Below are 19,429 nucleotides of genomic sequence, written 5' to 3'. Positions count from 1 at the left end.
ACGTGCTCCTCAGAGGAAGAAGGTGAGAGAAAAGGGGTCAGGCGACCGGTGCGGGGGCGAGCTCGACGACGCGACCGGAGGCGGCCGATTCGTTGGAGGCGACGATCGTGCGGGTCAGCTCGACGGCGTGACGCAGGTTGTCGTCGGCGGTCGTGCCGTCGTGGATGTGCTGCACCCACTGCGCGAAGGCGCCCGGCCGCGGCTCGGGGAGCGGGAGCTCCTGCCAGTCCTCCCGAACGCGCCGCCCTTGGCGAGCAGGCGCTCGCCGCCGAAGCCGAACGTCAGCGTGGCCTGCGTCCCGCGCAGCTCCACGGTGAAGGCGCCCGGGGTGGTGGCGACGCTCGCCTCGAAGACGCCGAGTCGACCGCCGGGGAAGGCGGCCGTGACCACCGCGTTGTCCTCGACCGCGCGCCCGGTGACGCTGCCGTAGCTCGCTGAGATGCTGAGCGGCTCGGCCCGGTGGTAGAGCCGGGTGAGGTAGGCCGGGTGGCAGCCGAGGTCGGTGAGGGCGCCGCCGATCGCGGCGTCCGGATCGGCGAACCGCTCGGGCAGCCAGCCGGCGACCCAGCCGTCGTGCGCCAGCCGCACCCGCGAGTAGGTGAGCTCGCCCAGCGTCCCCTCGTCGAGCACGCGCTCGATGGCGACCGTGTAGTCGTCGTAGAGGCGCGGGAGCGAGACGACGAGCGCGACGCCAGCCTCGCGGGCGAGGTCGACCAGCTCCTCCGCTCCCGCCACGGTGGGGGCGAGGATCTTCTCGGTGAACACGTGCTTGCCCGCCGCGATGGCGCGGCCGATGACGTCACGGTGCTGGTCGGTCGCCGTCGTGATGGTGACGGCGTCGAGCTCCGGACGCGCGAGCAGCTCGTCGAGGTCGGCGACGAACTCCACGCCGAACTCGTCGGCGGCGGCGCGGCCGCGGTCGGCGTCGTCGTCCCAGACGGCGACGAGGGTGGTGTCGGGGTGCTGCTGGACGTTGCGCGCGTAGTCGCCCGCGTGGACGTGCCAGAAGCCGATCGCTGCGACAGCGAGATGGGGGGACATGCCTGTCAAGGCCTCCTTGCCAGATGAATTCGATGCGCGCGAACCCGGCCAGCGTATCTTCTGCTCCGGAGCAGTCGAAAGACTCTAGGCGGAATTTCTGGAATCGTTCCCAGATCAGCCATGATCGAGGGGTGTGCACTGCGACGATGCCGCTCGACGGCGACGACTGGACCATCCGCGAGGCCCTCGGCGACACCGCCGAGTGGTACCTCGGGGCACCGCTGCCGGAGGCCGGCAACAACGTGGCGGAGGCGTCCGCGGCGATCGCGGCGGCACCCGGGTGGCTGGCGGCGCGGGTGCCGGGGGCGGTGATCGACGACCTCCACCGGGCCGGCGAGGTGCCCGACCCGCGGGTGGGGCGGAACAGCCGCGCGTCCGAGTGGGTCGCCGAGCGGTCGTGGGTCTATCGGCGCGCCGTCGACCTCGACGCGTCCGCTGCGGAGGGCGTGGCGGTGCTGGAGCTCGACGGCGTCGACCCGGGCGCCGACGTGTACTGGGACGGCGAGCGGCTCGGCTCGGTCGACGGGCTGTACCGCCGCGGCCGGTTCGCGCTGACGCCGGAGCAGCGGGCCGCGGGGCGGCACAAGCTCGCACTGCGCGTGCATCCCGCGCCGGTTTCGGAACCGCAGGTCGGGCGGACGGAGCGCGTGCGCGTCCACACCCCGCGGCTCGGCTACGGCTGGGACTTCTCGCCGCGGCTGCGGCACCAGGGAGTGTGGAAGGGCGTTCGCGTGCGATTCGCCCGCGCCCTGCTCGCCGACGTCGTCGTCCGCTCCCGCCTCACGGCGTCGAGTGGTGAGCCGATGCTCCCATCGGGGACGAGTGGCGACCAGGTGTCACCACTCGGTGTGGTGGAGGTGTCGTGGGCGGCGCCGTTGGGGGCCGTCGACGACGACGGCGTCACTGTGACCGTCTCGCGGGAGGGGCGGGCGGTCGCCGAGGTGTCCGTCCCCGCGTCCGACGGGGCCGCGGAGGTGCGCATCCCGGACCCGGAGCTGTGGTGGCCGAACACCGTCGGCGGCCAGCCGCTCTACGAGGTGACGGTCGCGCTCGGGGACGCCGACGCGACCACTCGCACGGTCGGCTTCCGCACCGCGGAGCTGGTGCCGAATCCCGGCGCTCCGGCCGGATCCCTCCCGTACACCGCCGTCGTCAACGGACGGCCGGTCGACCTGGTCGGCTGGAACTGGACCCCGGCCGACACCCTCTTCGGCTCGATCGACGAGGCGAAGGTGGAGCACCTGCTCGAGCTGGCCGCCGCGTCCGGCGCTCGCCTGATGCGCGTCTGGGGCGGCGGGCTGATCGAGACCGAGCACTTCTACGACACCTGCGATCGCCTCGGCCTGCTGGTGTGGCAGGAGTTCTCGCAATCGAGCTCCGGGATGCAGAGCGCACCGAGCACGGACGCCGCGTTCGTCGCCCTGATGCGAGCGGAGGCAGAGGCGCTGGTGCCGACGCGGGCGCACCATCCGTCGCTGCTCCTCTGGGGCGGAGGGAACGAGCTCGACGAGGCCGGCGTCCCGCTCTCCGACGACCGGTCGCCGGTGCTCGCGGCGTTGTCCGAGACCGTCGGCCGCCTCGACCCGGACCGCGGCTGGCTGCCGACGTCGCCGACGGGGCCGGAGTTCCACAACCGGCTCGACCGCATCCACGCGGACCCGGACGGTCAGCACGACGTGCACGGGCCGTGGGAGCACCAGGGACTCGTCGGGCAGTACACGCTCGCGAACGCCGGGACGAGCCTCGCCCACACCGAGTTCGGCGTCGAGGGGATGACGAACCTGCGATCACTCGAGGCGCTCGTCCCCGCGGACGACCGCTGGCCCGCCGACCGCACCAACCCGGTCTACCGGCACCTCGGCGAGTGGTGGAACAACGCCGACCAGGTGGTGGAGCTGTTCGGCGGTCGCCCCGATACGCTCGAGACCCTGAACCGCGCCTCCCAGCTGCTCCAGGCGACCGGGCTGCAGTACGCGGTGGAGGCGGACCGGCGGCGCTCGCCGCGCTGCAGCATGGTGCTGCCGTGGCAGCTGAACGAGAGCTTCCCGAACGCGTGGTGCACCGCGGCGGTCGACTTCCGCGGCGACCCGAAGCCGGCGTTCTTCGCGGTGGCGCGCGCGTTCGAGCGGCGCCGCGTGACGCTGAAGGTGTCGCGAGCGGTGTGGGCCGGCGAGGCCTCCGCGTCGGTCGAGGCGTGGCTGTGGGCGGAGGACCCGGTCGGGGCCGAATCGACCGTCGTGCTGCGTGCCCGCTCGCTCGACGGGTCGGTGCTGGCAGAGCAGGTGGTCGTCGCGCCGTCGGTCGGCTATCCGATCCCGGTCGGGACCCTGGAGGTGCCGGTCAGCGCCCTGAACGGGGTCTTTCTCTGGGAGGGCGAATGGCGGCATGCTGACGCTGTGATCGACCTCGAACGGATGATCGCGACGGCGACGTCCGACTTCGCCGCCCTGTTCGACGTGCCCGCGCCCACCCTCGCGACGGGCCGCGAGGAGGACGGGACGGTGGTGGTCCGCAATACCGGTGGGGTGGCCGCTCTGACGCTTCGGGTGGTGGATGCGCGGCCGTCCGTCCAGCCCGGCATCCTGTCCGTGAGCGGCGATCCGCGTCCCCTGCTGCCCGGAGAATCACGGCGGCTGGCGGCGTCGGCGGGCATCCCTGTGCGGGTGGAGACGTGGAACGCGCATCCCGCCGATCCAGGCGGCACACCGCGTCCGTTCACGGCGCGTTCAGATCGGGGTGGTGAGATATCCCCGTGAAGACGCGAATCGCGGAGTACCCGCGGCCGGACCACTTCCTTCTGCACATCAGCGACACCCACCTGCTCGCGGGTGGCGAACGCCTCTACGGCTCCGTCGACAGCGAGCACCACCTGCGTGCCCTGCTCGACGAGGTCGAGGCGTCCGGCGGGCGCCCGGAGGCCATCGTGTTCACGGGCGATCTGGCCGATCGCGGTCAGCCCGACGCGTATCAGCGCATCCGTGCACTCGTCGATCCGGCGGCCGAGCGGATGGGCGCCCGCGTCATCTGGGTGATGGGCAACCACGACGAGCGCGCGGCGTTCCGCGAGGGCCTGCGCGACGAGCTGCCCGACGTCTCGCCGGTCGACGACGTGTACTGGATCGGGGGCCTGCGGATCATCGTGCTCGACTCCACCGTCCCCGGTCGCCACTACGGCGATGTGAGCGAGTCGCAGCTCGATTGGCTGGCGGCGGAACTCGCGACCGCGGCGCCCGAGGGCACCATCCTCGCGATGCACCACCCGCCCATCCCGAGCGTGCTCGACCTCGCGGTGTCGGTGGAGCTGCGCGACCAGTCCCAGCTGCGCGAGGTGCTCGAGGGCAGCGACGTGCGCAGCATCCTGGCCGGTCACCTGCACTACTCGTCGACGGCGATGTTCGCCGGCATCCCGGTGTCGGTCGCGTCGGCCAGCTGCTACACGCAGGACCTCAACGTTCCCGTCGGAGGCACGCGCGGCCGCGACGGCGCCGCGGCGTTCAACCTCGTGCACGTCTACCCGAACACGGTGCTGCACTCGGTCGTGCCGCTCGGCCAGTACCCGGCGCTCGACTACATCGACGCGGAGGAGTCGGCGCGCCGGCTGGCCGCCGACGGCATCCGCATCCCGCCGGCCGCCCGCCGCGAGGCCCCGACGGAGCCGATCAGCATCCTCGCCTGACCGAGTCGGGCGGGGTCAGGTGGGGAGTTCCCAGGGGGCGGGGAACGGGAAGTAGCGCTCGAGGAAGTCGGTCACGATCTGCGTGCGCTCTTCGGGGTCGATCTCGGGCTTGGAGCCGTCGTTGAGGCAGAACATGTCCTGGTCGCGCTTCTTGAGCAGGCGGCGCATCATGTCCGGCGCCTGGCGCAGCGTCGTCTCGATGTAGAGCACCTTCGCCTGCGTCTGCGTCACCGCGCGGCCGGTCATCAGCGCGTAGTAGTGGTACAGCGAGTTCGTCACCGAGATGTCGGTCGCCGAGCGGAACGGGCTCGTCGCCGTCCGGCGGAAGTCCTCGGGGAACTCCTGCTCCATCTCGCGCAGCACGCTGATCCGCAGCGGCGCCGCGCAATGCTCCAGGTGCCGAGTGGTGACCGCGCCGAACCGCTCCCAGAGCAGGCGGCGGTTGACGCGCGCCGCGTTCTCGAACCCACTCCGTGTCGGGTCGGTCTCGCCGAGGCCGATGCGCGTGCCCGCCTCCACGAACTTGGTCACGCCGCCCGGCGAGAAGAACACGTCGGGTGAGAGCGGCCGCCCGATGAACATGTCGTCGTTGGAGTACAGGAAGTGCTCCGACAGCCCCGGGATGTGGTGCAGCTGGCTCTCGACGGCGTGCGAGTTGTGCGTCGGCAGGCCGGACTGGTCGGAGAAGAAGTCCTCGCTCCGCATGATGTGGATGCGCGGGTGCTGCGCATCCAGCCATGGCGGCACGGGGGAGTCGGTCGCGATGTAGATGTTGCGGATCCACGGCGCGAACATGTGGACGCTGCGGAGCGCGTACTTGAGCTCGTCGATCTGCCGGTAGCGGGCCTCGTTGTCGTCGCCCTCGCCGACCACGTACGACGCCATCCGGGCCGCGCGCCGGCGCTGGAACTCGGTGTCGGAGCCGTCGACCCACGAGAACACGATGTCGATGTCGAAGGCGACGTCGCTGGAGAGCGGGTCGAACATGTGCTGCAGCGTGCGCCAGCGCCGACCGTACAGCTCGACCTCGGCCTCGACGGCCTCGCTGCGGGGGAGTCGCGGACGCATCAGCGCGTTGGGGCACGGCGCGGTGATCTCGTCGTCGCCGAACTTCCAGAACTCGAGCTGGAACGCGGTGTCGGCGCCGTAGCGGAGACGGCCGATCGGCTCCAGGCGCGGGCGGTAGATGCGCAGGATGTCGGCCTTGCGGCGCGAGAGGCGTCCGTCGGCGATGAGGAGGTCGCCGTCGTCGGTGCCCTTCTCGGGGTCGATGCTGCGCGCGTAGAACGGCTCGTCGGCGAACGCCTCCGCGAGCGCGACGGCCGCCTGCTTGCGGTTGCGGCGGTCGAGGGCGACGATCAGACGGTTGTCGTCGTCGCGGACCAGCAGGTACTCCAGCCGCGCCTCGTCGAGGGCGTCGCGCACGGCGAGGAGGTCCTCGATCATCGACTCCCGCGGCGTGAACGGGCCGCTGACCAGCGTGTAAAGCCCTTTTCGGAGCACGATGTCGTCGCGGACGAACCGGCGCACGCCGATGCCGGTGTCGCTGGTGACGACGACGGGCTCGGGCTGGTCGGACAGGGATGCGGGAGGAAGCTCAGCCATTACATGCCTAACTCTAGGCCGCTTGCGCCGCGCTGCCCGCCCGAGGTCCGGCAGCCGGGGTCAGCCGAGCAGCTCCCGGATCGTCGCGAGCAGCAGCGAGCGCGCCTCCGGCGTCACCAGCCACGGCGCGAACCCGTCGGCGGCAAGGAAGAACGTGGCGCGCGCGGCGGGTGCCACGGTCCCGTCGGCCATCCGCGCGCCGGCGGGCGTCAGGCCGATGACGGCCCGCCCCGACTCCGGCTCGCGCGCGACGACCGCCGTCTCCACGGACGGATCGGCGACGGTCAGCTTCGACCGGCCGCGGTAGACGACGACCTCCCCGGACAGCCCGGCGGCTACCGGATGCGCGGGGTCGGCGATGTGGACGCGGTCCACCGAGAGCGGGACGGCGGCGGCGGAAGCCAGACCCAGCGGCACGAGGTGCGCCCACGCGAGCAGCGGCACCGGGCGCAAGCCCGCGGCGCGCGCGACCGCCTCGGATGCCTGGCGTGTGACGATGATCAGGTCGGCATCCGGATCGTCGCCGAGCTGCGCACGCATCCCGGCCCCGCCGAGGAATTCGACCAGCTCACGGTCGCCCGGCGCGGGGTTCGCGCCGGTGAGGACGGCGATGAGAGCGCCGTCGCCCAGCAGGCGGTGCGGCGCGACGCCGAGGCCCTCGAGGGCCGTATCGACGAGGGCGAGCACGGCGCCGCGCGCGACGTCGGCGAACTCGGCCTCGAGGGCCCGGCGGGCGGCGAGGAGGCGGTCGGCGCTCGCTGCCGGCTCGTCGCCGGCGAGCACGCGGCAGGCGAGTACGCCCGAGGCTCCGGCCGCTCGCGCCGCGGCGATCCACGGCGCGAGCTGCGCGGCGAGGTCGGCCGGCGTCGTGGGCCCGGGGTGGGTGTCGGCCAGGCGGGCGAGCAGGTCCGCCGCCTCGCGCCAGCGTTCCGTCGCGACAAGGTCGTCGAGTCGCGGCCAGCGCGGTGCACCGGGCGGCCACGCGCTGCACGCGTCCACGAGCGTGCGCAGGCCGGCGTCGGTCCCGGCAACCGCCGCGTACGCGCGCGAAGCCGCTGTGGCCGGATCGTAGGCAGCGGGATCCGCCGCCCACTCCGCGACCGTATCCAGCGCGAAGCGGGAGGGCGCGGCCTCCACCATCGGGTTCGCGACGATGCCGACCAGACCCGGTGCCGCCTCCCGCCCGGACAGCGGGCCGAGGAACAGCCGGGAGCGGTCGAAGTCGTTCACCGGGAAGTTGTCCCAGAGCACGAGGTCGCGGCCGAAGCTGCGCGCGGCCTGCGCGACATCGTCGGCGGTCACCGCGCCGACGACGATGTCGGGGCCGGTCCACAGCACCCGCGCGTCGACGGGCAGCGTCTCCGAGAGCCCGACGCGGTAGGGCGTGCGCGCGAGTCCCGCATAGTCGGTGGGGCAGAACAGCACAGGCTCGTCGATCCCCGCAGGCCGGAGGAACGCCTCCTGGAACCGCGCCGCCGTGGCGCCGTGCGCGCGTCCGAGCGCCTCAGGATCGTCCATCGGCACGTCGTCGAACAGCAGCGCGAACGACCGGATACCCGCGTCGAGCAGCTGTCGGCACTTGGCCGCGAGCGCCTTGTGCTCGGCGTCCTCGTCGAACCTCATCGAGAGCCCGGGCGAGATCGCGTAGACGAAGCGGACGCCGCGCGCGGCCGCCTCGTGGTTCAGCCGCGCGAGGGCGGCGAGGCGGTCGGCCGGGTACGGCTCGCGCCACGCGTCGCGGTGCCAGGGGTCGTCCTTCGGTGCGTACAGGTAGTGGTTCAGCCCGATGGCGCCCCCGCGCTCGAACCACGTGAGCCGATCGGCGTGCGACCACGGCTCGCCGTAGAAGCCCTCGACGACGCCGCGCCACGCGAGTCCGCTCACCGGCCGCCCCCGTGCCACGACGACCACAGCTCGGCGTACGCGCCTCCCGCGGCCACCAGCTCCTCGTGGCTGCCGAGCTCGTCGATGTGCCCGTCGCGCACCACCGCGATCCGGTCGGCGTCGTGCGCGGTGTGGAGGCGGTGAGCGATCGCCACGACCGTGCGTCCCTCGAGGACGCGGTTCATCGCCCGCTCGAGGTCCCGCGCGGCGGTGGGGTCGAGCAGCGAGGTGGCCTCGTCCAGGATGAGCGTGTGCGGGTCGAGCAGTACGAGCCGAGCCAGCGCGAGCTGCTGCGCCTGCGCCGGGGTGAGGACGACCCCTCCCGAGCCGACGACCGTGTCGAGGCCCTTCGGCATCGAGCGGACCCAGCGCAGCGCATCCACGACCCGGAGGGCGCGGGCCAGCTCGTCGCGTCCGGCGCCGGGCTTCGCGAGCGACAGGTTCTCGGCGATGGTGCCGACGAAGACGTGGTGCTCCTGCGTGACGAGGGCGACGTGGCTGCGCAGGTCGTCGAGCGGGAGGTCGACCAACCGCACGCCGCCGACGGTGATGCGGCCGCCGGACGGTTCGGTGATCCCCGCCATCAGGCGGCCCAGCGTCGACTTGCCGGATCCGGACGGGCCGACGATCGCCAGCCGCTCGCCGACGGCGAGGTCGAGCGAGACGCCGTGCAGCACCTCGGTGCCCTCGCGGTAGGAGTAGCGGACGTCCGCCGCGACGACGTGCTCGTCGGCCGGCTGCTCGCCGGTCGCGTGGCGGTCCTCGGGCACGTCGGCCACGCCGATGATCCGCGAGAGCGCGGTCGTGCCGACCTGGATCTCGTCCAGCCAGCTGATCAGCTCGTCGACCGGCGACACGAGCTGCATGGCGTACAGCGCGACGGCGGTCACGGCTCCGATCCCGACCACGCCCGCACCGACGAGGTAGGCGCCCCAGGCGAGCACGACGATGACCGGCAGGAGGAAGGCGATGTCGGTGCTCGGGAAGAACCACGAGCGCAGCCACAGCGTGTACCACTCGGACTCGCGGCGCTCCCGCAGGGCGGCGTCGATCTTCGTGCGCTGCGCGGGCGCGAGGCTCAGCGCCTCGATCGTGCGGACGCCGTCCACGGTCTCGCTGATCGTGCCGCCGAGGGTGGCGTACGACGCGAGCTGCCGTTGGTAGCCGGGACCGGAGCGCCGGAGGTACCACCGCGCGGCGAACACCAGGATGGGCACCCCGGCGAACATGGCGACGGCGACCGGCGGACTCACCAGGAACGCCGCGACCACGGTCAGCACCGCGGTCACCGCCGCGACGAGGATGCGCGGCACGCCGAACCGCACCGTCTGGGCGACCGACTGGATGTCGTTGGTCGTGCGGGCGAGCAGGTCGCCGGTCCCGGCGGCCTCCACCGTCGAGAGCGGGAGCCGCGCGACGGTCGCCAGGAACTCCTCCCGCAGCTGCGCGAACACGCCCTCGCCGAGGATCATCGACTGCCGCTGCGCGAAGCGGATGAGGACGGCCTGGCAGACGATCGCGCCGAGGAGCACTAGGGCGATGGTGTCGATGCCGCGGACGACAGGCTGCCGCCGGTGATGCCGTCGATGATGAGGCCGATGAGCGCGGGACCCGCGAGGCCGGCCACGGCGGCGAGCGTGTGCAGCACGAGCACGACCGAGAGGCCGCCGCGGTGCTGCCGGATGAGGCGGGCGCCGGTCGCCCGCACGGTCGCGGTGCTAGCGATCGGAAGCAGCATCGTCCGTCCCCTTCTTCGCCTTCTTCTTCTTGTTCTTCTTCGTGCGCTTGCGGTCGCCGGCCGGGCGCTGCGCGGTCACCGGGTGGGTGGCCGTCCACAGGGCGTCGATCGAGCCGGTCCACGCGGCGTCGAGCTCCTCGCCGTCGGCGGGCTCGGCTGCGCTGATGGTCCGCGAGACGATCGCCCGGTAGAGGTCGCCGAGGTCGTCGTCCTCGCGGAGCAGGGACTGGTGGGTGCCGGTCCCGACGACGCGGCCCTTCCGGACGACGGCGATCGTGTCCATCCGGTCGAGCAGCAGCGGGCTGGCGGTCACCACGACCGTGGTCCGGCCGTCGCGGGCCTGGCGCAGCCGCTCGGCGATCTGCGCCTCGGTGTGCGCGTCCACCGCGCTCGTCGGCTCGATGAGCACCAGCACCTCGGCGTCGGTGAGCAGCGCGCGGGCGAGGCTGAGCCGCTGTCGCTGGCCGCCGGAGAAGGTCCGGCCGCGCTCGGCGACGCGCTCGTGCACGCCCTCCGGCAGCGCCTCGACGGTCTCGCTCGCCGCCGCGGTATCGAGCGCAGCGGAGACCCGGCGCAGTCGTCCGGTGGAGGTGTCCGTGTACTCCGCGTCGCGGATCGGCAGGGTGTCCAGCCCGTCGAGCAGCCGACCGCCGAAGAGGTGCGGGTTGGCGTCGTTGACCACGATGCGCTCCCGGACCTCCCGCACCGGGACGCGGGTGTGGTCGACGCCGCCCCAGAGCACGGGCGCTTCGTCGTGGACGCTGTCGTCGAAACGGCCGAGGCGCGTCGCGATGCCGGCCGCCTCATCCGGGTCGGCGTCGACGATGGCGGTGAACCGGCCGGGCTCGATGACGACGCCGGACGCGAGGTCCTCGATGGCAGAACCCCACGCGGGCGCCTCGGCCGGCTCGGAGGCGTCGCGGGCGGCAGGCTGCGTGCGCAGGACCGACAGCACCCGTCGCGCCGAGACGACGCCCGCGGTGAAGGTCTGCGCCGCCTCGACCGCCGTGCGCAGCGGGAGCACCAGGAAGGTCGCGTACCCGTAGAACGCCGTCAGCTGGCCGGGGGTGATGGTGCCGTCGAGCGCCAGGTGCGCGCCGAACCAGACGATGAACACGAGGAAGGCGCCGGGCAGCAGCACTTGGAGCCCATCGAGCCAGCTCTGTGTCTTCGCGACCCCGACGCCCGCGGCGCGCACCCGCCGCGACTGCGTCGCGTAGCGGTCGACGAACTCGTGCTCGCCGCCGATCCCGCGCAGCACGCGCAGGCCCACCACGGTGTCGGCGCCGAGCGTCGTCAGGCCGCCGGCCTCCTCGCGCCACACCGCCTGGCGTGTCCGGAGCGGACGCAGCAGCAGCGCGAGCACGAGCGCGACGGCGGGCACGCCGATCACCACGGCGAGGCCGAGCGGGAGGGAGGCGTTGAGCATGATGACCGACACCGCGACGAATGCGACGACGCCGCCGCCGAGCCGTGCAGTCACGTCGAACATCGCCCCGAGGCGGAGGGAGTCGGTGCTCACGGTCGCGACGATCTCGCCCGACGAGGTGGTCGCCGTGATGGCCGGTCCGGTCTCGGCCGAGTGGTAGCCGATCAGCCGCGCGACGCCGAGCGACGACCGCAGCCAGTTGGACACGGCCATCCGGTGGCGCAGCATCCCGGTGACCGCCTGGATCACGGCGACGAGGAGCAGCGCGCCGCACCAGGTCCACAGGGCGGACGGGTCGCCGGAGACGCCCTCGTCGACCGCGCGGCCGAGCAGGTACGGCCAGACCGCCTGGCACAGCATCCACACGACGCCGAACAGCACGCCGGCGCTGAGGGTCGCGGGTTGGCGTGCCGCCTGCCAGAGCAGGAACCGCGGCACGGACGACAGGTGCTTCTCGTCAGGGCGGACGGAGGGGATGCGCGCCCCGCGCGGGGTGCGCGGCGGCGACGGGGGGCAGCGCGGACGCTGGACATCGTGGGTGCTCCTGGGGGATCGAGCGGTGAGAGAGAAGGGGGAGGCGGCTCAGCGGCCCGGCGGCGTGAGCGCCGCGACGGCGGCGGCGTCGAGCGCGACCGCGGGCGCCTGCTTCAGCAACAGGGTCAGCTGGGCGGCCGTCTCGAGCTCCTCGGCCAGGTCGATCGCCGCGTCGAGCGTGGCGGCGGCGACGACCGGCCCGTGGTTCGCCAGCAGCAGCACGGGATGCCCGGGTGCGGCGGCTGCCACGCCTGCGGCCAACTCGGCGCTGCCCGGTGGGGCGTAGGGCACGAGCGGCACATCGCCCAGCCGCATCACCCGGTAGGGCGTGAGCGGCGGCAGCGGCGCATACCCGCTGTCCCCCGAGGGCAGGCACGCGATCGCCGTCGCGTGCGGCGAGTGGAGGTGGACGACCGCGGTCGCGGCGGGGTGCGCGGCGTACATCGCGGCGTGGAGCGGGAGCTCCTTCGTGGGACGCGGCACGCCCTCCTGGTCCGCCGGCGTGGCGGCCAGCTCGTCCTCGGCGACCGCCCGCAGCGACGACCCGGTGGGCGTGGCGATGATGCGCGAGCCGACGCGGACACTGACGTTGCCGGAGCTGCCGGGCGAGAGCCCCGCCGCCGACAGGTGGCGGCAGGCGCGGACGATGGCGGCGCGGGCCTCGGCCTCGGTGCGGATGGTCGTCACGGCGCAACCTCCCAGGCGTCGGTGAACAGGGCGGGGCCGCCGAAGTTGCCCGACTTGAGCAGGACGGCGACAGGGCGCGGCCCGTCGCCGGCGTCCGAGGACGACACGGCCCACGGCACGCCCGGTGCCGCCTGCGCGCCGATGCGGAGCCGGGAGAGTCCGAGCCGCGCGGTCACCGCGCCCGAGGTCTCGCCGCCCGCGATGAGGAGGTGGCTGCGTCCGAGCTCGTGGACCGCGAAGGCGGCCAGTTCCGCGAGCGCGTCCTCGAGGAGCGCGGCGGCACGATTGGGGCCGAGCGCGGCCTGGGCGGCGGCCACCTCCGGAGAGGCGTGGATGAGGACCGGCGCGAGCGGGTCGACGTGCGCGGCCAGCGCATCCCGGATCCGCGTCAGCGCGTGCGGGCCGCGGGCGAGCTCGAGCGGGTCGAGGATGTGGCGCTCGCCGCGGAAGGCCGCGATCTGGCTGCGCGTGGCGGCCGAGGCGCTGCCGGCGAGGATGAGGCGGCCGGTGAGCGGGACGCGCGGAAGCGTCGCGGTGGGGGGCGCGATCTCGGGGTCCGAGGTCACCGCGGCGCGGGCCAGCGCGGTCGCGACGCCCGCGCCACCTGCCGCGACGATGGGTCGCTCGGCCGCGATTCGGCCGATCGCCTCGGCCATGACGTCCAGATCGGTCTCGGTCAGCGCATCCACGAGCACGTGTCCGGCATCGACCAGCGCGGCCACCGCCTGTGCCCCGCGCTGGACGTCCTGCCAGCGCACCAGCCCGACCGGCGCCGGGGTCTGCGGCGACAGCAGGCGCACGAGGTCGGAGTCGCGCATCGGCGTCAGCGGATGGTCGCGCATCGGCGACTCCGCGAGCGGCACGCCGTCGACGAACAGCGTCCCCTGGTACTGCGTGCGGGCGGCGCCGGGTGTCGCCGGGGTGCCGATGGTCGCGGTCGTCCCCACCGCGGATGCCAGCGCGTCGGCGATCGGACCGATGTTGCCGGACGGCGTGGAGTCGAAGGTCGAGCAGTACTTCTGGTAGAGCTGCGTCGCGCCGGCATCGAGGAGGAAGCGGGCCGCCGCGCCGGAGGCGGATGCCGCCTCGGCGTCCGGCGCGGTGCGCACCTTGAGCGCGACGACAGTGCATCCCGAGCCGGCCTCGAACAGGTCGCCGGGAGCGTCATCGGGCGTCCCGAGCAGGACGGTCGCGGGGAGTCCCGCCTCGACGACGCGGCCCGCGAGGTCGCAGGCGCCGGTGACGTCGTCGGCGACGGCGCCGAGCCGCATCACGAGACGCCGACCCCCGGCTCGTCGGATGCGGGGGTCTGCGCGCGACCGGAGAGCAGGGTCGGGTCGAACGGCTCCCCGGCGACGATCACGGTCGCACCGGCCTCGCGCAGCGTGCGGACGTCGTCGGGATCGGCGCCCGCGTCGGTGAGGATCGCGTCCACCAGGTCGAGCCCCCCCACGCGGATCGGGGCCCGGGCGCCGAGCTTCGAGTGGTCGACGAGCAGCACGGTCGTGCGGGCGGCGCGGGCCAGCTCCTGCTTGAGCTCCGCGTCGAGCGCGTTGGCGCAGAGGATGCCGCGCGTGTCCACCGCGGTCGCCGACAGCACCGCGACGTCGATCGAGTAGTCGGCGATGGTGCGCCGGGCGGTGGCGCCGGCGAAGCTGCGGGTCTCGGCCTGGTAGACGCCGCCGACGGCGACGAGCTCCACGTCGTCGCGGTCGATCGCCGCCGTTATGACCGGCGCCGAGTGGCTGATGATCGTGGTGCCCGCGTGCAGCATCCCGGCCAGGCCGGCGACCGTCGTCCCGGCGTCGAGGGCCACGGTGACCGCTCCGTCGAGCAGGTCGAGGCAGGCTTCGGCGATGGAGCGCTTCTCGGCGCCGCCAGTCACGGCGCGTTCGTCGAAAGGCCGGCCGTGGCCGAGGTTCGGGAGGCTGGCGCCGCCCACGACGCGCCGGGCGAGACCGTCGGCCTCGAGCTGGCGCAGGTCGCGCCGGATGGTCATCTCGGAGACGCCGAGCTGCTCCGCGACGCGCGACGACGACACGTAGCCCTCGACGGACAGCCGTCGGAGCAGCTCGTCGCGGCGGGCGGGGGCATCGGTGTAGCGCACGGCGTCCATCCAACCGGCTGCTCGCTGCGCTTGTCAACAAACGGACAAATCTTGACGCGAATGTTCGGAAGTGAACAGAATGGAGTCCGTGACCTCCGCTCCTCTCGCCGCTCTCGGCGTGGATGTCGGCACCACCAACACGAAGGTGGTGCTGGCCGTCTTCGGTGACGGCGTGCGCGAGGAGAGGACGCTGTCGGTGCCGACGCCGTCGTCGGGCGCGGCGCTCCAATCGGTGGTCCTCCAGGCGGCGCGCGACGTGGTGACCGACAGCCCGCATCCGATCGTCGCCATCGGCGTCGCGTCGATGGGCGAGACCGGCTCGCTCGCCGGACCGGACGGGCATCCCCGCGGCGAGCTGTTGCGCTGGGCGGACGGCGACACGGGCACCGCCGACACGCTCGTCGCGGCCACCGGGGCCGAGGCCCTCTACGAGGCGACCGGCGTGCCCGCGCCGCGCAAGTCTCCGCTGGTGCACTGGCAGCGGCTGGCCGACCAGCAGGATGCGCGGCTCGACGACGCCCGCTGGCTCGGCGTCGACGCGCTGGTGATCGCGGCGCTGACCGGCGAGGCGGTGACCGACCACACGCTCGCTGCCCGCACCATGGCCTACCGGCTTCCGGCGCCGGGCGAGACGCTCGCGCGCGAGTTCGACCGCGACCTCGTCGGGCTGGTCGGGCTGACGGCGGACCGCTTCCCGCGGGTGGCGCTCCCGGGGGAGACCGCCGGCCCGCTCGCTGCGGACGCGGCCGCCGCCCTCGGCCTGCCGGCGGGCATCCCCGTGGTCGCGGCCGGACACGACCACGCGGTCGGCGCCTGGGCCGCCGGCGTGCGCGAGCCGGGAGACGCGGCCGACTCCGTCGGGACCGCCGAGGCCCTGCTCCGGATCGCCGCGCGTGTGCCGCGCGATGCCGCCCGGCGCCAGGGGATGAGCCTCGCCCGGAGCGTCGACGGCCGGTACGAGACGGTGTTGGCCGGCAATCCGACGGCCGGGGGGCTGGTCGAGTGGGCGTTCGCCGAGCTCATCCCCGGTGCCGACCGGCACGCCGCGCTCGAGGGCGCCCGGTCGCTCGCGGACGGTCCGCTCGACACGTTCCTCCTCCCCTACCTGCGGGGTCGCCAGTCCCCGGCCCCGGACCGGACGGCCTCCGTCCGCCTGGTGCAGCGGGCCGCAGACTCCTCCGGCCCGCTCGCCGACCCCGCCGCGACGCTCACCGCCGTCCTGACCGGTCTCGCCCTCCAGCTCGCCTGGATGGACGCGGCCCAGACCGGACTCACCGGCGCGCGTCATCTCGACCTCACCGTGCTCGGCGGCCCCGGAGCCGCTAACGCCGCCTGGTGGCGCCTCAAGCAGCGCCTCCTCCCCGGCCGACTGCGCCGTGTCGACGCCGCCGAGCCGGTGGCCACCGGCGCCGCCCTGCTCGCCGCGCACCGCGTGGCCGGCCTCACGACCTCGCTGCCCGTGCGCCCGCACGATACGGGCAGCGCCGACAGCGTCGCCTCCGCGGGCGATCCGGCCCTGCTGGACGCCTTCGTGGAGGCGGCGACGCTCCGAAGCAAGGAACCCGCATGACCGACACCGCCTCCCGTCCCGCACTCGACCTCGACGCCATCGCCCGCACGACCGGCGCCCTTGCGATGGTCGCGATGGATCAGCGCGAGAGCCTCCGCCACATGTTCGACCTCGCCGGCGCCGGACGACCGGCCGACGACGTCCTCATCCGCTTCAAGCTGGACGTCGCCGCGGCGCTCGGCCCGCTGGCATCCGGTTTCCTGATCGACCGGCACTTCGGCTGGGAGGCGGTCCGCGACACGCTGCCGTCGGGCACCGGCCTCATCCTGGCCGCCGACGACCTCACCCAGGAGGACGGCGGTCCGGTCGAGGAGACCGCGCTTGACGAGGTCGTGCTGACCGAGACGGACCTCGACGGCGTCTCGGCGCTGAAGCTGCTCGTCATCTGGCGTCGCGACGCCAAGCGCGAGCAGCGCGTCCAGCTCGTGCATCGGTTCGTCGCCGAGTGCCGCGCTCGCGGTGTGCTGTCGGTGCTGGAGCCGGTGGTCCGAGCGACGCCCGAGGAGCTGGACGCCGGCACCTGGGACCTGGACGTCGCCATCCGCGAGGCCGCCGCCGAGCTGTCCCCATCCGGCCAGAGTCTCTACAAGGTCCAGGTGCCGATGTCGGGCACCGGCGACGCGGCCGCCCAGCGGGAGGCGAGCGAGCGGCTGAACGCGAGCATCACAGGGCCCTGGGTGGTGCTCTCGCAGGGTGTCGACCGTCCGGCGTTCCTCCCCGCCGTCGAGGCGGCGTGCCGGGCCGGCGCGAGCGGCTTCCTCGCCGGCCGCGCGCTGTGGAGCGATGTGGTCGGCCGCGATGACGTGGCCGGCGCACTGCGCGAGCTCTCGGTGCCGCGGCTGGAAGCCCTGATCGACGTCGTCGACCGCGAGGCGCGTCCCTGGCGGGAGGCGTGATGATCGCCGGACTGCTGCACACCGTCCCCGCTCTCGCGCCGACCTTCGACGCGCTGGTCGCCGACGCGATCGCAGGCACGAACCGCGAGCACGTCGTCGACGCGTGGATGCTCGAGACCGCCATCGCCGAGGGCGTCACCCCGGCCGTGCGAGACCGCGTCGCCGTCCACCTGCGCCACCTGGCTGACTCGGGCGTGGACGCGATCCTGGTCACCTGCTCTTCGATCGGCGAGGCTGCCGAGGAGGCCGCGGCCGACCTCGCGGTGCCGGTCATCCGGGTGGATGCGGCCATGGCCGGCGAGGCCGCTCGCCTCGCCGCCGACGCGTCGCGCGGCTCCGGTGCCCCGGCCCGCATCGCGGTGCTCGCGACCAACACGGCCACCCTCGGCCCGACCACCCGGCTGATCGAGCGCGAGGCGGCGGCCCAGGGTGTCGCCGCAACCGTGACCGCGACCGTCGTCGACGGCGCCGCGGCCGCCCGCGCCTCCGGAGACCAGGCGGCTCACGACCGTCTCATCGCCGACGCCGTCCGTGCCGCCGCGAACCCCGCCGACGACGGGGCCGCGGCCGCCGTCCTCGTCCTCGCCCAGGCCTCGATGGCGGCCGCCGCCGAGTCCGCCGGCGTCGCCCTCCCCGTACTCACCTCCCCGGCGGGCGGCGTCGCCCGTCTCGCGGAGGCCTTGACCCCGTCGGATCCGGGGACGCCGGACGCCAGCGCGAACCGTGCGGCCGCCCCCGGATCCGGCGGAACCTCCTCAGAGAACGGAGCGACCTCATGACCGGCGTCGACCTCCTCGCCTACGCTGACCGCCTCGGCGGCGACCTTCCGCGCCTGCGTGCCCTTCTCGACGGCCCGCTCCGCGACTTCGCGGGCGTGCACACCCTGCCGTTCTTCGTGCCCTTCGACGGCGCCGACGCGGGCTTCGACCCGATCGACCACGGTGCCGTCGACCCCCGGCTGGGCACCTGGGACGACGTCCGCGCCATCTCGGCGAACCGGGAAGTCACCGCCGACCTGATCGTGAACCACGTCTCGAGCGAGTCCGCCGAGTTCGTGGACTGGCTGGCGCTCGGGGAGGAGTCCGCCCACGACGGCATGTTCCTCACCTTCGACACGGTCTTCCCCGATCGGGCCTCCGAGGACGACATCACCGCCTTCTACCGCCCCCGACCCGGACTGCCGTTCACCGCGTACCGGATGGCGGACGGCCGCCGCCGCCTGGTCTGGACCACCTTCATGCCCAGCCAGGTCGACCTCGACGTCGCGAACGACCGCGCCCGCGCGTACCTCCGCCGCATCCTCGCCGCCCTGCACGACGGCGGGGTGACGACGGTCCGGCTGGACGCGGTGGGCTACGCGGTGAAGACACCCGGCTCGGACAGCTTCATGACGCCCGAAACGCTGGAGTTCGTGCGGGAGATCGTCGCGCTCGCCCGCGAGGAGGGCCTTCGGGTGCTCGTGGAGGTGCACGCGCACTACACGCAGCAGCTCGCCATCGCGCCGCTCGTCGACCTCGTCTACGACTTCGCGCTCGCGCCGCTGCTGCTGCACAGCCTCGGCACCGGCACCTCCGACCGCCTGGAGGAGTGGCTGCGCATCCGCCCGCAGAACGCGATCACCGTGCTCGACACTCACGACGGGATCGGCATCATCGACGCGGGTCCGTCCGGCGACCGCCCGGGCCTCATCAGCCAGGACGACATGGCCGCGATCTTCGCCCGCGCCGCAGAGGCCACGCACGGCCACTCGACCATCGCCTCTGTCATCCCGGCGTGGATGAGCCTGCCGCACCAGATCAACGCGACCTTCTTCTCCGCCCTCGGCGCCGACGCGGACGCCTACCTGCTGTGCCGCGCCGTCCAGCTCTGGCTGCCCGGGCGCCCGCAGCTGTACTACGTCGGACTGCTCGGCGGCCTGGACGACGTCGCCCTGTTCCAGCGCACCGGCCAGGGCCGCGACGTCAATCGGCACGTCTACACGCCGCAGGAGTTCGACGCGGCGATGGCGAGCGACGTGACCCGCGCCCAGCTCGCGCTCGTCCGGCTCCGGTCGGCGCATCCCGCCTTCTCCGGCGAGTTCGGCTACCGTGTGGAGGCGGATGCGCTCGTGCTCGAGTGGACGCTCGGCGACGAGCGCGCCACGCTCGAGGTCGCGTTCGCCCCCGAACCGCGCTTCCGCATCCACCTCGAGGGAGTCGACGGACCGCTCACCGCCGACTCCGTCGCCGCGCTCGCCGCCCTCTGAACCACCCGCGACCTCAC

At 73.7% G+C, this 19,429-nt stretch carries 11 protein-coding genes and 3 pseudogenes; 6 read left to right on the top strand and 8 right to left on the bottom strand.

Annotated features, from left to right (window positions below; all coding sequences use genetic code 11):
• Positions 1 to 37: 37 nt before the first annotated feature.
• Positions 38 to 1,041 (bottom strand): annotated as a pseudogene (locus A0130_10725) (oxidoreductase).
• A 131-nt stretch (positions 1,042 to 1,172) separates the two neighbouring features.
• On the opposite strand from A0130_10725, the pseudogene A0130_10720 reads away from it, so the two are divergent.
• Both A0130_10720 and A0130_10715 read left to right on the top strand, forming a co-directional pair.
• Positions 1,173 to 3,734, top strand: a pseudogene (locus A0130_10720) (hypothetical protein).
• A 59-nt stretch (positions 3,735 to 3,793) separates the two neighbouring features.
• On the top strand, positions 3,794 to 4,717 hold the full coding sequence (locus A0130_10715; protein ANF32082.1) for a phosphodiesterase: 924 nt from the start codon (positions 3,794 to 3,796) through the stop codon (positions 4,715 to 4,717).
• 15 nt (positions 4,718 to 4,732) lie between these two features.
• Here the strand turns inward: A0130_10715 and A0130_10710 are convergent, their stop codons facing one another.
• The 7 genes and pseudogenes from A0130_10710 to A0130_10680 form a co-directional block, all read right to left on the bottom strand.
• Positions 4,733 to 6,322: a sugar phosphotransferase gene (locus A0130_10710; protein ID ANF32081.1), complete on the bottom strand. Its 1,590-nt coding sequence runs from the start codon at positions 6,320 to 6,322 to the stop codon at positions 4,733 to 4,735.
• A 60-nt stretch (positions 6,323 to 6,382) separates the two neighbouring features.
• Complete coding sequence (locus A0130_10705) at positions 6,383 to 8,233, bottom strand: hypothetical protein (protein ANF32080.1); 1,851 nt, start codon at positions 8,231 to 8,233, stop codon at positions 6,383 to 6,385.
• Positions 8,203 to 9,944, bottom strand: a pseudogene (locus tag A0130_10700) (multidrug ABC transporter ATP-binding protein). The gene A0130_10705 and the pseudogene A0130_10700 overlap by 31 nt, the downstream one beginning before the upstream one ends.
• Positions 9,925 to 11,811 carry a hypothetical protein gene (locus A0130_10695; protein ID ANF32079.1) on the bottom strand — a complete coding sequence of 629 codons (1,887 nt, stop codon included), beginning with the start codon at positions 11,809 to 11,811 and terminating at the stop codon, positions 9,925 to 9,927. Before A0130_10695 ends, A0130_10700 begins: the two are co-directional and overlap by 20 nt.
• Positions 11,812 to 11,955: 144 nt before the next feature.
• Positions 11,956 to 12,609, bottom strand: a complete 654-nt coding sequence (locus tag A0130_10690; protein ANF33396.1) for a hypothetical protein — start codon at positions 12,607 to 12,609, stop codon at positions 11,956 to 11,958.
• Positions 12,591 to 13,865, bottom strand: a complete 1,275-nt coding sequence (locus A0130_10685; protein ID ANF32078.1) for a hypothetical protein — start codon at positions 13,863 to 13,865, stop codon at positions 12,591 to 12,593. Before A0130_10685 ends, A0130_10690 begins: the two co-directional genes overlap by 19 nt.
• Complete coding sequence (locus A0130_10680) at positions 13,865 to 14,701, bottom strand: hypothetical protein (GenBank protein ID ANF32077.1); 837 nt, start codon at positions 14,699 to 14,701, stop codon at positions 13,865 to 13,867. Before A0130_10680 ends, A0130_10685 begins: the two co-directional genes overlap by 1 nt.
• Before the next feature lie 79 nt (positions 14,702 to 14,780).
• Between A0130_10680 and A0130_10675 the strand changes: the two genes are divergently transcribed.
• Genes A0130_10675 through A0130_10660 form a run of 4 tightly spaced genes read left to right on the top strand, consistent with a single transcriptional unit; the run spans position 14,781 to position 19,412 of the window.
• On the top strand, positions 14,781 to 16,271 hold the full coding sequence (locus tag A0130_10675) for a hypothetical protein (protein ANF32076.1): 1,491 nt from the start codon (positions 14,781 to 14,783) through the stop codon (positions 16,269 to 16,271).
• On the top strand, positions 16,268 to 17,167 hold the full coding sequence (locus A0130_10670; protein ID ANF32075.1) for a hypothetical protein: 900 nt from the start codon (positions 16,268 to 16,270) through the stop codon (positions 17,165 to 17,167). Before A0130_10675 ends, A0130_10670 begins: the two co-directional genes overlap by 4 nt.
• Complete coding sequence (locus A0130_10665; protein ID ANF32074.1) at positions 17,152 to 17,946, top strand: hypothetical protein; 795 nt, start codon at positions 17,152 to 17,154, stop codon at positions 17,944 to 17,946. The genes A0130_10670 and A0130_10665 overlap by 16 nt, the downstream gene beginning before the upstream one ends.
• Positions 17,943 to 19,412 carry a sucrose phosphorylase gene (locus A0130_10660; protein ID ANF32073.1) on the top strand — a complete coding sequence of 490 codons (1,470 nt, stop codon included), beginning with the start codon at positions 17,943 to 17,945 and terminating at the stop codon, positions 19,410 to 19,412. Before A0130_10665 ends, A0130_10660 begins: the two co-directional genes overlap by 4 nt.
• Positions 19,413 to 19,429 lie beyond the last annotated feature (17 nt).

The sequence above is a fragment of the Leifsonia xyli genome, assembly GCA_001647635.1.
GTDB lineage: Bacteria > Actinomycetota > Actinomycetes > Actinomycetales > Microbacteriaceae > Leifsonia > Leifsonia xyli_A.
Note: the sequence above shows the minus strand (reverse complement) of the source record. Positions and strands in the feature narration are given on the sequence as shown.